The sequence below is a fragment of the Citrobacter sp. Cb031 genome, from assembly GCF_030336725.1.
In the GTDB taxonomy this organism is placed as follows: domain Bacteria; phylum Pseudomonadota; class Gammaproteobacteria; order Enterobacterales; family Enterobacteriaceae; genus Citrobacter; species Citrobacter braakii.
The window spans coordinates 558,477-570,685 of the sequence record NZ_JAOWDA010000033.1; the positions used below are offsets into that span (position 1 = coordinate 558,477).

Below are 12,209 nucleotides of genomic sequence, written 5' to 3' on the forward strand. Positions count from 1 at the left end.
TGGGGATGCCGGTGGTTTTGCTGGTTTAAAACCGCTGGAACTTTATTAGCGTGTCGTAGTGCTCGGTGTCTTCATGTAGCGGAAGAAATCGCTGTCCGGGCTCATGACCATCACGTCCTGGTTGCCTTCGAAGCTCTTCTCGTAAGCACGCAGGCTACGGATGAAGGCGTAGAAGTCAGGATCCTGGCTGAACGCATCGGCAAACAGTTTAGCGGCTTCTGCATCGCCTTCACCGCGCATGATGCGGCCCTGACGCTCAGATTCTGCCAGCGTTTTAGTCACTTCATAATCCGCCGTGGCACGCAGTTTTTCCGCCTCTTCCTGACCTTGTGAACGATGGCGACGCGCTACCGCTTCACGCTCAGCGCGCATACGGTTGTAGATAGCCTCAGACACTTCAGCAGGCAGGTTGATTTGCTTGATACGCACGTCAACCACTTCGATGCCCAATGCCGCCATACTGTTCGGGTTGATGACCGGTACTTTACCGTTTGTTTCAGCCTGAACACGCTCAGCCGCTTCGGCAATCGCGCTATCTGCCGCTGGTGTCGCGACTTCATCTTCCGTGCCAGCAGAACCGGAGTTTAGCGCATCACGAACTTCCAGCGTCAGACGACCGCGGGAATCGGTAACGATGTCTTTCACGTCCAGACGACCAATTTCAGAACGCAGACGGTCAGAGAACTTACGTTTCAGCAGGACTTCTGCCTGAGAAACATCGCCACCGCCCGTTGCCAGGTAGTAACGGCTAAAGTCACTGATGCGCCACTTAATGTAGGAGTCAACGATCAGGTCTTTCTTCTCTTTGGTAACAAAGCGATCGGCCTGGTTGTCCATGGTCTGAATACGCGCATCCAACATCTTCACAGATTCAATAAACGGAATCTTGAAGTGCAGGCCTGGTGCAACAACCAGCGGCTTGTTTTCATCGTCACGCAGAACTTTACCAAAGCGCAGAGTAATCCCGCGCTCGCCTTCTTTGACCACAAAGACAGACATGAACAGAACTACCAGAACGATGATGATAATCGCAATAACTGACTTACGCATCGTTATTCCCCCTGACGCTGGTAGTCGTTACGCTGCGCGTTCGCGCGGCGTTGGTCCATAATATCGCCCTGACTGGTGGACGAGGTATTGCTTGCTCCAGTGCCGGACGTCGTTGCTGGCGGCAGACGCAGCAGGTTTGAACTGCTGTCACTCTTTGCTGCTGGCGCACTACCGCCTTTCAGCATTTGATCCAGCGGCAGAACCATCAGATTGCTGCCCTTATCGTTAACCAGGACTTTGCGGGTATTGCTCAGCACTTTTTCCATGGTTTCGATATACAGACGCTCGCGAGTAATTTGCGGTGCGGCTTTATATTCCGGCAGAATTTTTGCGAAACGAGCCACTTCACCCTGTGCTTCCAGGATGGTTCGCGTTTTGTAAGCACGCGCTTCTTCCAGAATACGCTGCGCCTGACCGTTAGCACGTGGCTGAACTTCGTTGGTGTACGCTTCTGCTTCACGGATGTACTGCTGCTCGTTTTCACGTGCTGCAATGGCATCGTCAAACGCGGCTTTTACTTCTTCCGGCGGACGTGCTGCCTGGAAGTTGACGTCCAGCAGGGTGATACCCATGTTGTACGGACGGATCGTTTCTTCCAGTTCACGCTGGGTATCGCTACGAATAACGGTACGCCCTTCGGTCAGGATACGGTCCATGGTGTATTTACCGATAACCCCACGCAGGGCGCTGTCGGTTGCCTGACGCAGACTGTCATCCGCGCTGGTTACGCTAAACAGGTAACGCTGCGGATCGGTCACGCGGTACTGCACGTTCATTTCAACGCGTACGACGTTTTCGTCAGAGGTCAGCATCACGCCGGATGCGGCAAGTTCACGCACGGCTTCCACGTTGACCGGGGTCACTTCGTCGACAAAGGTCGGTTTCCAGTTCAGACCCGGTTCAACCAAATGGCTGAATTTACCGAAGCGTGTCACCACGCCGCGTTCCGCTTCTTTAATGGTGTAGAAACCGCTGGCCGCCCAGATAATGACGATAGCTGCCGCTGCGATAGTAAAAACTCGACCACCCAATTGCGGACGCGGGCCTTGCGATGAGCTACCGCCGCCAGAACCAGCACCTTTACCGCCACCCAGACCACCGAGCTTTTTACTCAGTTTGCGGAAGATATCATCCAGATCGGGAGGTCCCTGATCGCGACCACCTTTGTTTCCATTTCCCTCAGGGTTGCCGCCAGGTTTGCTGCTTCCCCACGGGTCGCGGTCTTGTCCGTTATTACCGGGCTGATTCCACGCCATTTTTGTGCTCCATATTTGTTATGCGATGCTATACCTGCGTATTTTGCGCTGCCGATGCGTTGGCTACGCCCCTTAATCTCAGTCACATAGTTAACTATGCTCCTGAAGATTTCAGGACTTGCCACCTTCATGCTGCACAAAACCCACAAGGTATAGAGGCGAAAAAATCTTCAGGCCATATCCGTCAGGTCAGACAATATAGTCTTCCAGTGCCGGTTCTTGTTTACAGAGGCGACGCCAGTCTACGATCGGCATACGAACCTGCAGACCCACGCTGCCGTCCTCCTCCATCCACTCTCTTTCTATTGCCTGAAGTTGGTAAAACCGGCTTCTCAGACGCCCTTCCTGCGGCGGCAAACGCAACGTATGCTGCGCCACCTCACCGGAAAGTCGCTCAGTCAAAGCCTGAAAAAGCTGTGGTATACCTATTCCCGTTTGCGCTGAAACCCAAACGCGAATGGGTTTATTCTCTTCATCTCTGTCGATACGTGGTTCAAAATCATCCAGCATATCGATTTTATTCATCACCAGCAGAGTCGGGATCTCATGCGCATCGATCTCTTCGAGCACCGTGTCGACGGCCTCGATGTTTTCCTGCACACGAAAATCTGCAGCATCAATAACATGCAGCAGCAATGTCGCCTGACGCGTTTCCTGCAGGGTGGCCTTAAACGCCGCCACCAGGTCGTGCGGCAAATGACGGATAAACCCTACGGTATCCGCCAGCACGGTTTCACCGACGTCCGCTACGTCTATACGGCGCAGCGTTGGGTCCAGGGTCGCAAACAGCTGATCCGCTGCGTAAACCCGGGCTTCGGTGATCTGGTTGAACAGGGTGGATTTTCCGGCGTTGGTATATCCCACCAGTGATACGGTTGGGACATCCGCTTTCTTGCGCGACTGTCGCCCCTGCTCACGTTGCTTTTCAACTTTTTCCAGGCGCGACTGTATTTGCAAAATGCGATTACGCAGCAAACGACGGTCGGTTTCGAGCTGGGTTTCACCCGGACCGCGCAAACCAATCCCGCCCTTTTGCCTTTCAAGGTGGGTCCAGCCACGGACCAGACGAGTAGCCATATGGCGCAACTGCGCCAGCTCAACCTGCAACTTACCCTCATGGGTGCGCGCACGCTGGGCAAAAATATCTAAAATAAGACCTGTCCTGTCGATAACAAGACACTGGCACAACTGTTCCAGGTTACGTTCCTGGGCGGGGCTTAGAGCATGATCAAAAATCACCACCGCAGCGCCAGTCGCTTTTACGGCTTCCGCAATTTCGATTGCCTTACCTTCACCAACAAAATACTTCGGGTGCGGTGCTTTACGGCTCCCGGTAATCACCTGCATTGCTTCGACACCGGCGGAAGAAACCAGAGATTCAAACTCCTGGAGGTCTTCCATATCTTTGTCTTGCGAAAAATAGATGTGTACCAGTACCGCCTGCTCACCGGCATCATAACGGTCAAACAAGCGTCAACCCCTTAATATATATCAACGGGGAACGCAGGATCGCTGGCTCCCCGTGTGTAAAACAGCTAACAACCTTATTCGGTTTCTTCGCTGTCCTGTTGCGCAGATGAACCTTGCGCGTTGCTACCGTGATGGTAGTTGCTGCCAGTGCCGCCGGTGGCATTATTGCTGTGATGAGAAACCGGGCGAGACGGGACAACAGTAGAAATCGCGTGCTTATAAACCATCTGGCTGACCGTGTTTTTCAACAGGATCACGAACTGATCAAAAGACTCGATTTGACCTTGCAGCTTAATACCATTCACCAAATAAATAGAAACTGGAACACGTTCCCGACGCAGTGCGTTCAGGAACGGATCTTGTAAAGATTGCCCCTTAGCCATTCTCTCTTTTCCTTATATGCTTATTTGTACTTTGAACCTTTCGATTCTGAAAAATTGCGCACGATACGTTTCAATTGTACACATTCAGTTCGCGATAGCACCAACAACCTGTAATACTTCGTTTCGCGCCTGGTCAGGCTTTTCACTGTCAAGCCAGTGCACCCCTTCCCAACCACGCAACCAGGTTACCTGTCGCTTCGCCAACTGCCTCGTGGCGCAAACACCTCTATAAACCATTTCATCGTATGAAATTTCACCTTCAATGTATGACCACATCTGGCGATACCCTACACAACGAATGGAAGGCAAATCCGTATGCAAATCTCCACGGGCAAATAGCGCCCGGACTTCTGCTTCAAAACCTGAAGCCAACATCTGATGAAAACGCTGCTCAATTCGCTGATGGAGCAGTTCACGGCTCGCCGGGGCGATAGCAAACTGATGCACCTGATACGGCAAAGCATCTCCTGACGTTTGCGTCAGCTCCGTTAAAGTTTTACCCGAAATGAAAAAAACTTCCAGTGCCCGGGAAAGTCTTTGCGGATCATTTGGATGAATACGCGCCGCAGCCACCGGATCTATTTCCTGAAGCTGTCGGTGTAACGCGTCCCACCCATGCTCTGCCGCCTGCTGCTCAATTCTGGCCCTGACTTCCGGATCTGCCGACGGTAACGGCGACAGCCCTTCAAGCAAGGCTTTGAAATATAACATTGTGCCGCCCACCAGCAGCGGAATACGCCCCGCGGCGGTGATATCGGCCATCTCGGCTAACGCATCGCGGCGAAAATCCGCAGCAGAGTACGCCTGGGACGGATCGCGGATATCCAGCAACCGGTGCGGCGCGGCCTGTAATTCATCTGCATCAGGCTTGGCTGTACCGATATCCATCCCCTTGTAAATAAGGGCGGAATCAACGCTTATCAACTCTACAGGCAAAACTTTACGCAATTCAATTGCCAGTGCCGTTTTACCGGAGGCCGTCGGCCCCATCAAAAAAATCGCCTTTGGCAGGCTCGCCTTACGGGTATCACTCATGTTTCAGGGCATTCATTACCGAATGTAAATCAACAGGTTGTAATAAACCACCCGGCGGCGCCTTCACGAGTTGTGGGCAAAGCCGCTCAACATCCGCTAACAGCGTAATCGCCTGAGCCATGCTCCACTGCGGATGCTCGCTAATCAGATTACGTGCAATCCACTGTGCAATATTGCCCGGTTCGAATTCGGACTGCTGCGCCAGGTAGCCTATCAGTTCAGGAATCAAGATTTGTAAATTTTGTTGGCGTAAGGGTAAAGGCACCGCCCGGATGGTCACATGCTGTGCATCCAGTTGAAATTCAATACCCAACTCAGCCAGTTGGCTCTGCCCTTTTTGCAGCGCCGCTTTTTCATCAGCGGTCACTTTTAGACGTAAAGGGATCAGTAACGGCTGAGCGCAAACGACGCCCTGGTCCGGCGTTAACTGCGCCTGACGTAGCCAACGTTCCGCCACCGGCAATGCCAGCAACCGAATATGACCATCGCATTCGAGTAATGCGCAGTCCGTACCGACAATGGTTAGCACCCGCCCAAAGCCCTGACCGTTGCCGGTCAGAGGTGCTGATGGCGTTTCAGAAACCGGCGTTTTACGCGGCGGAACCGGCGTCTGTAGCAGTTGCTGATAAATCTCACCCTGCTGCTTTTGATATCCAGGTTGGGCATGAGGCCAGCTGGCCCCCGTCTGACGGCCACCACTACTGCCAGCGCCAGCAGATGCTGAGTAACGCGGCGTCGCAGGTTCACGCGCCGGGGCCGGTTCGGCAAAATGGTTACGCCCGGCCGCGACGCGGTTTTCCGGGATGTGCCTTGGGGCGGGCTCGTCGTCATCAGCCAACGGCAGCGGCGTTTCAAGCTGCTGTTGCAGGACGCTCAACACGCCCTGGTAAATAAAATCATGCACCAGGCGGGACTGATGAAAACGGACCTCATGTTTGGCGGGATGTACGTTAACATCCACCTGATGCGGGTCGATTTCCAGATACAACACAAAAGCGGGCTGCTGATCGGCTCCCAGCTTATCTTCACAGGCCTGACGAATAGCATGGTTGATCAACCGGTCGCGCATCATCCGGCCATTCACATAGCAGTACTGGATTTCCGCCAGCGCCGCCGTTGTGTGGTTAGGATCGGCCACCCAGCCGCGCAGCGTTAAATCGCCATGCTGCCATTCAATCGCCAGCGCATGTTCCAGAAACGGCGTGCCGCAAATCGCGCCCAGTCGGCGCTCTTGCTGCCCATCCGCAGCCACTGCCCGGTACTGACGCACCACTTTGCCGTTGTGCGACAAATTAATCGTCACATCAAAACGTGCCAGCGCAATGCGGCGGATTATTTCGTCGATATGATTAAATTCAGTTTTCTCGGTGCGCATAAACTTGCGCCGCGCCGGGGTGTTGTAGAACAGATCTAACACCTCCAGCGTGGTTCCCACCGGATGCGCAGCGGGTTTAACCGTCACATCCATGTCGCGCCCTTCGGCATAGGCTTGCCAGGCTTCAGGTTGTTCTTGCGTACGCGACGTCAGGGTTAAACGAGAAACGGAGCTGATACTGGCCAGCGCTTCGCCGCGAAACCCGAGGCTCACGATGGCTTCGAGATCGTCAAGCGAGGAAATTTTACTGGTGGCATGACGCGCCAGCGCCAGCGCCAGCTCGTCTTTTTTAATCCCGCAGCCGTTGTCACGAATACGGATAAGCTTCGCGCCGCCGCGCTCAATATCAATATCAATGCGCGTCGCACCGGCATCGATACTGTTTTCCACCAGCTCCTTCACCACTGACGCAGGCCGTTCTACCACCTCGCCTGCGGCAATCTGGTTCGCCAGCTGTGGCGGTAGAACCTGAATCGGCATGGCTAATCCTTAATTTGTTAACGTGTTACCAGGCGATACCGCACTGGCGGTTTGCGCCTGTGTGCCCTGAGGCCCGGTTTGCATCGGGTGCGCCTGGAAATAGTTACGCAATCCTTTGTAAATTGCCTCGGCCAGCTGCTGCTGGTAGTCATCACTCGCCAACAGACGCTCTTCGCTGTTGTTACTGATAAAGCCGGTTTCAACCAGCACTGACGGGATATCAGGCGAACGTAATACCCCAAGGCTGGCGTGTTCCGGACGACGCTTATGCATCGAGCCAATACGTTCTAACTGGCCGATCATGCTGGTCGCTACATCATACCCAACGCGTTGCGAATGACCGAACTGCAGATCCAACACGGCCTGGCTGAGATAAGGATCGGACTGGCTGTTTGCCAGCACATCGCCCGCCCCACCCAACAGTTCCGATTGCTTTTCGTGCTGTTCCAGCCAGCCGGCCATTTCACTGTTTGCCCGACGGTTTGACAGTACCCAGACGGAAGCACCTGTGGCATCCCGGTTTGGTGCGGCATCTGCATGTATAGAGACCAGGAAGTTGGCGTTTTGTTTACGCGCAACGTCTGAACGCCCCATCACCGAGATAAAGTAATCGCCATCACGGGTGAGTACGCCTTTAAACATCGGGTCATCATTGAGCAAACTGCGCAGTTTGCGCGCCACGGCAATCGTGACGTTTTTCTCACGTGTGCCACCGGGACCAATAGCGCCAGGATCCTGCCCGCCGTGTCCGGCATCAATGGCGATAACTACTTTTTCGCCGTTACTGGTACTGGCACGCGCCGCAGGTCGTGTGGAGGTATTACTGTTGGTTACCATCGTGGTGCGATCGTTTTCCGCTTTAAACGGATTACGCGCAGGCTCGGCAGGGCGCGGGGCGATAACCGGCGCTTCAACACGCTTCGCAACCACTGGAGGTGGTGGAGGCGGCGGTGGCGCATCAGCTTTGATGGTAAACACGACGGTATAATTGCCGCCGTTCTGGCGTTTTACGGCTTCGGCTTTGCCGTTCTCGGTTAAATCCACAACCAGGCGCAGAGACTGCGCATCTTTTGGCGTGCCGGAACGGATAGATTTCACCAGATTATTGCCGCTAAACAGCAGCGGTAACCCCTGAATCACACCGGTTTGTTTAATATCCAACGCGACGGTTCGTTTCCCGTCCTGCGAAACTGCGTATTCAGGATCGCCAATAAAGCTCAGCGTAATCCGCGCTTGTTGATCGCCATTGGACACCTGAAGATCGGAGAGGCTGGCGGCCCCTGCCTGCGCGCACAGCAGGACCAGTGTTGCCATCAGCCAGTTTCTGATGCGATAAATCATCCCGCCACCCTTAAGGTTAATCGGCTAAACGCGCCAGCAATAAATCACCCGATGAGGAGACTGCGCTGATGCGCGCCTCTCGACCTTGCGCCTGATATTCAATGTGTATTTCGACGTCCGGGTCTGGCAGTACACCTTTACCTTGTTGCGGCCATTCCACCAGGCAGATGGCGTCATTGGCAAAATAATCGCGGATCCCCATAAATTCCAGCTCCTCTGGGTCCGCAAGTCGGTACAGATCGAAGTGATATACCATCAAATTATCGAGCGAATAGGGTTCAACCAGCGTATAGGTGGGGCTTTTTACATTTCCTTTGTGACCTAACGCCTGCAGGAATCCCCGGCTGAAAGTGGTTTTACCCGCCCCCAGGTCGCCGTACAAATAAATTACCGTCGCGCCATCACAGGCTTTGGCTACCCGCAGTCCCAGGTCTAAAGTCGCCTGCTCATCAGGTAGTGGAATTACTCGATTCATCATGATAAACGTCAATCACATCAGGGTTAACAATACGCTGTAGCGTGGTAAAGAGATCTGTCGCCAGCATGCCGCGCGTACCAAAACGCGCCGCCAGCACATCCGCCGCCGCACCGTGCGCGACACAGCCCGCACATGCCGCATCATACGGGGTAAGCTTCTGTCCGAGCAATGCGCCAATAATACCGGAAAGCACATCACCCATTCCGCCGCTGGCCATTCCAGCATTGCCGGTATCAATAATACCCAATTCGGCCTGTTCGGCAGCAACAACCGTACCCGCGCCTTTCAGCACGACGACGCCTCCGTACCGTTTTACCAGACGTTGTGCACAAAGTAATCGATCGTCTTCAATTTCTGCAATGGAACAGCCCAGAAGTCGCGCGGCTTCGCCAGGATGCGGCGTGATCACGCGATTGTGACGTTTATCGGGGTTGATTGCCAGCAGGTTCAGCGCATCCGCATCCCAGAGCATCGGTTTGCGAAAATTCTCTACCTTTTGCAGCGCTTTTTTACCCCATTCCTGCTGACCAAGCCCTGGTCCTATCACCACAACATCCGCCCACGCCAGGCTCTCTTCCAGAGTCTGCGGCGTCAGCGTATCGACCATCAGTTCCGGTCTGGCAGTCAGAATAGGCGCAATATTTTCACTTCGGGTCAGCACTTTGACCAACCCGGCTCCTGCACGCAGCGCCGCTTCACCGGCCATGCGTATTGCGCCAGCCGTGCCGTGGTCTCCACCGATGATCACCAGCCGACCGTGGGAGCCTTTGTGCGAGGTGGGTCGACGCGGCGTTAACCAGTGTACAAGCTGTTGAGCATCAAACCGTTGCAGCGGCGCGTTCTGTCCCGCCAGCCAGTCGTCCAGTCCGAGTGCGTTAACATGCAGGCGTCCGGTGACATCGCGCGCTTTACCGGTTAGCAGACCAGGCTTTAACGCAATAAAGGTCACGGTGTGCGCAGCATTGATAACCGCACCCGGCGCCGCGCCCGTCTGCGCCAGCAGGCCGGATGGAATGTCTATCGCCACGACAGGGGCAGGATGGTGATTGGCACGTTCGATCAATGCCGAGAGAGGCTCACGCGGCGCGTGTTTTAAGCCCGTGCCTGACAGCGCATCAATAATGATGTCCACGCGATCTGGCCAATTGATATCCGCAGCATGAATGACGCCACCGGCGTTAAGCCAGGCGTCGCGCGCCTGCTGTGCTTCCTCAGGGAGCGCTTTATCACTCTCCTGCGCCAGCAACGTAATATCAAGCCCCTGAGCTTTGGCAAGCCTTGCCACCACGTAACCATCACCACCGTTGTTGCCATGGCCACATAACACCAGCCAGTGCTGAGCGTTTGGATATGTCTCGCGGGTGACCTGAAACGCCGCCTCTCCCGCCCGTTGCATCAGCTCGTACAACGTCAGTCCTAAACTGTCTGCCGCCTCTCGCTCCATCCGCCTGATGTCATCGGCGTGCCAAATGGAGTGTGGTATACTTGCGGGGTTTTTCTTCATTGTATGGTCCGTCATGTCAGAGCCCCTCGATCTCAATCAGTTAGCGCAAAATATTAAGCAGTGGGGGCTGGAGCTTGGCTTTCAGCAGGTCGGTATTGCTGATACCGACCTCAGCGAAGCGGAGCCCAAACTGCAGGCCTGGCTGGATAAACACTATCACGGCGAGATGGACTGGATGGCCCGTCACGGCATGATGCGCGCCCGACCTCACGAATTATTACCCGGTACGCTACGTGTCATCAGCGTACGTATGAACTATCTTCCTGCCAATGCGGCCTTTGCCAGCACGTTGAAAAACCCCTCTCTGGGTTACGTCAGCCGTTACGCGCTTGGGCGTGACTACCATAAACTGCTGCGTAACCGCTTAAAAAAGCTGGGAGAGAGGATTCAACAGCACTGCGTTTCGCTGAATTTTAGACCTTTTGTCGATTCTGCGCCCATTCTTGAGCGTCCATTAGCGGAAAAAGCCGGGCTTGGCTGGGCAGGTAAGCACTCACTTATCCTCAATCGCGAAGCTGGTTCATTTTTCTTTCTCGGGGAATTACTGATCGATTTGCCCCTGCCGGTCGACAACCCAGTAGAAGAAGGATGCGGGAAATGCGTCGCCTGTATGACCATCTGTCCCACCGGGGCCATCGTTGAACCCTACACGGTAGATGCGCGCCGCTGTATCTCTTATCTCACTATCGAACTGGAAGGCGCGATCCCGGAAGAATTTCGTCCCCTGTTGGGGAATCGAATTTACGGCTGCGATGATTGCCAGCTCATTTGCCCGTGGAACCGTTACTCGCAGTTGACGACAGAGGATGACTTCAACCCACGCAAACAGCTTCATGCTCCGGAGTTAATAGAGCTGTTTAGCTGGAGCGAAGCGGGGTTTTTAAAAGTCACGGAGGGGTCTGCTATTCGTCGTATTGGCCACCTGCGCTGGCTGCGAAATATCGCCGTTGCGCTGGGTAATGCCCCATGGGATGAAGCCATTATTCACGCGCTGGAAAGTCGCAGAGGTGAGCACCCACTTCTCGACGAACACATAGAATGGGCGGTTGCTCAGCAAATCGAGAAGCGAAATGCCTGCGTAGTTGAAGTGCAGTTACCGAAGAAACAACGTTTGGTCAGGGTCATTGAAAAGGGTCTGCCGCGTGACGCTTAAGTCATCCACAGCTTGTGTATAAAAATAAAAACACATTGATATTCAAGAGGGAAAAAATCGTCAAGTGATCGCATTAACAATTTGAAATGATAATTAATTCAATATTTTCAAATAGTTAAAATAATACTATTCACCCGACTAAGTTTTTTGCATTCCAGGAATAATACCCGAACCTGTGGATAAGTCTGTTTACAAGAGTATGTCAATGACGAAACAAAACGTCCCCAACGTATTTATTCGCTGTGGATATTTTTATTGGGGTAAGAATTTGGAGCGGGAAACGAGACTCGAACTCGCGACCCCGACCTTGGCAAGGTCGTGCTCTACCAACTGAGCTATTCCCGCTTGGGTGTGTCTGTGCTTTGTAGACATAAGCACTTTCAAATTTTGGAGCGGGAAACGAGACTCGAACTCGCGACCCCGACCTTGGCAAGGTCGTGCTCTACCAACTGAGCTATTCCCGCTTAATCTTCGTCTTTCGAACCACTACTGCGTTGGCTGCCTTCATTCGCCTAAGTCACTTACTTCGGTAAGCTTCTAAGGACTCATTCAGTTGCCGCCTTGTCGCAATTCGAAATTCTGCGATTGGTGGTCTGTGCTTTACAAGCACTTTCAAATTTTGGAGCGGGAAACGAGACTCGAACTCGCGACCCCGACCTTGGCAAGGTCGTGCTCTACCAACTG

At 53.8% G+C, this 12,209-nt stretch carries 10 protein-coding genes and 2 tRNA genes; 1 reads left to right on the forward strand and 11 read right to left on the reverse strand.

Features of this window, described 5'->3' with window-relative positions; translation table 11 throughout:
- Nucleotides 1-45: 45 nt before the first annotated feature.
- The 9 genes from hflC to nnr form a co-directional block, all read right to left on the reverse strand.
- Nucleotides 46-1,050 (reverse strand): protease modulator HflC, encoded by a 1,005-nt coding sequence (hflC, locus tag OGV93_RS16310; RefSeq protein WP_016155510.1) that lies wholly within the window; start codon nt 1,048-1,050, stop codon nt 46-48.
- Between the two features lie 2 nt (nt 1,051-1,052).
- A complete protein-coding gene (gene hflK / locus OGV93_RS16315) occupies nt 1,053-2,306 on the reverse strand; it encodes an FtsH protease activity modulator HflK (RefSeq protein ID WP_016151416.1) in 1,254 nt (417 codons plus the stop codon).
- A gap of 189 nt (nt 2,307-2,495) precedes the next feature.
- On the reverse strand, nt 2,496-3,776 hold the full coding sequence (hflX, locus tag OGV93_RS16320; RefSeq protein ID WP_016151415.1) for a ribosome rescue GTPase HflX: 1,281 nt from the start codon (nt 3,774-3,776) through the stop codon (nt 2,496-2,498).
- Between the two features lie 74 nt (nt 3,777-3,850).
- Complete coding sequence (hfq, locus tag OGV93_RS16325; RefSeq protein ID WP_003025584.1) at nt 3,851-4,159, reverse strand: RNA chaperone Hfq; 309 nt, start codon at nt 4,157-4,159, stop codon at nt 3,851-3,853.
- 84 nt (nt 4,160-4,243) lie between these two features.
- A complete protein-coding gene (miaA, locus tag OGV93_RS16330) occupies nt 4,244-5,194 on the reverse strand; it encodes a tRNA (adenosine(37)-N6)-dimethylallyltransferase MiaA (RefSeq protein WP_016151413.1) in 951 nt (316 codons plus the stop codon).
- Nucleotides 5,187-7,049: a DNA mismatch repair endonuclease MutL gene (mutL, locus tag OGV93_RS16335; protein WP_095715632.1), complete on the reverse strand. Its 1,863-nt coding sequence runs from the start codon at nt 7,047-7,049 to the stop codon at nt 5,187-5,189. Before mutL ends, miaA begins: the two co-directional genes overlap by 8 nt.
- A gap of 9 nt (nt 7,050-7,058) precedes the next feature.
- Nucleotides 7,059-8,390 carry an N-acetylmuramoyl-L-alanine amidase AmiB gene (gene amiB / locus OGV93_RS16340; RefSeq protein ID WP_065554875.1) on the reverse strand — a complete coding sequence of 444 codons (1,332 nt, stop codon included), beginning with the start codon at nt 8,388-8,390 and terminating at the stop codon, nt 7,059-7,061.
- A 16-nt stretch (nt 8,391-8,406) separates the two neighbouring features.
- Nucleotides 8,407-8,868: a tRNA (adenosine(37)-N6)-threonylcarbamoyltransferase complex ATPase subunit type 1 TsaE gene (gene tsaE, locus OGV93_RS16345; RefSeq protein WP_016151410.1), complete on the reverse strand. Its 462-nt coding sequence runs from the start codon at nt 8,866-8,868 to the stop codon at nt 8,407-8,409.
- On the reverse strand, nt 8,840-10,387 hold the full coding sequence (gene nnr, locus OGV93_RS16350; RefSeq protein WP_080859590.1) for a bifunctional ADP-dependent NAD(P)H-hydrate dehydratase/NAD(P)H-hydrate epimerase: 1,548 nt from the start codon (nt 10,385-10,387) through the stop codon (nt 8,840-8,842). The genes tsaE and nnr overlap by 29 nt, the downstream gene beginning before the upstream one ends.
- Between nnr and queG the strand changes: the two genes are divergently transcribed.
- Entirely contained in the window at nt 10,386-11,525 is a 1,140-nt protein-coding gene (queG, locus tag OGV93_RS16355; RefSeq protein WP_287109773.1) for a tRNA epoxyqueuosine(34) reductase QueG, read from the forward strand. The two genes, nnr and queG, sit on opposite strands and share 2 nt — an antisense overlap.
- A 269-nt stretch (nt 11,526-11,794) precedes the next feature.
- Here the strand turns inward: queG and OGV93_RS16360 are convergent.
- Nucleotides 11,795-11,870, reverse strand: a tRNA-Gly gene (locus tag OGV93_RS16360).
- A gap of 43 nt (nt 11,871-11,913) precedes the next feature.
- Nucleotides 11,914-11,989, reverse strand: a tRNA-Gly gene (locus OGV93_RS16365).
- Between the last annotated feature and the right edge of the window lie 220 nt (nt 11,990-12,209).

Bases quoted from the DNA above. Each gene is read 5' to 3' on its own strand.
- mutL (WP_095715632.1), bottom strand. From the start codon at position 7,049: ATGCCGATTCAGGTTCTACCGCCACAGCTGGCGAACCAGATTGCCGCA.
- hflK (WP_016151416.1), bottom strand. From the start codon at position 2,306: ATGGCGTGGAATCAGCCCGGTAATAACGGACAAGACCGCGACCCGTGG.
- amiB (WP_065554875.1), bottom strand. From the start codon at position 8,390: ATGATTTATCGCATCAGAAACTGGCTGATGGCAACACTGGTCCTGCTG.
- hfq (WP_003025584.1), bottom strand. From the start codon at position 4,159: ATGGCTAAGGGGCAATCTTTACAAGATCCGTTCCTGAACGCACTGCGT.
- miaA (WP_016151413.1), bottom strand. From the start codon at position 5,194: ATGAGTGATACCCGTAAGGCGAGCCTGCCAAAGGCGATTTTTTTGATG.
- nnr (WP_080859590.1), bottom strand. From the start codon at position 10,387: ATGACGGACCATACAATGAAGAAAAACCCCGCAAGTATACCACACTCC.
- tsaE (WP_016151410.1), bottom strand. From the start codon at position 8,868: ATGATGAATCGAGTAATTCCACTACCTGATGAGCAGGCGACTTTAGAC.
- hflC (WP_016155510.1), bottom strand. From the start codon at position 1,050: ATGCGTAAGTCAGTTATTGCGATTATCATCATCGTTCTGGTAGTTCTG.
- queG (WP_287109773.1), top strand. From the start codon at position 10,386: ATGTCAGAGCCCCTCGATCTCAATCAGTTAGCGCAAAATATTAAGCAG.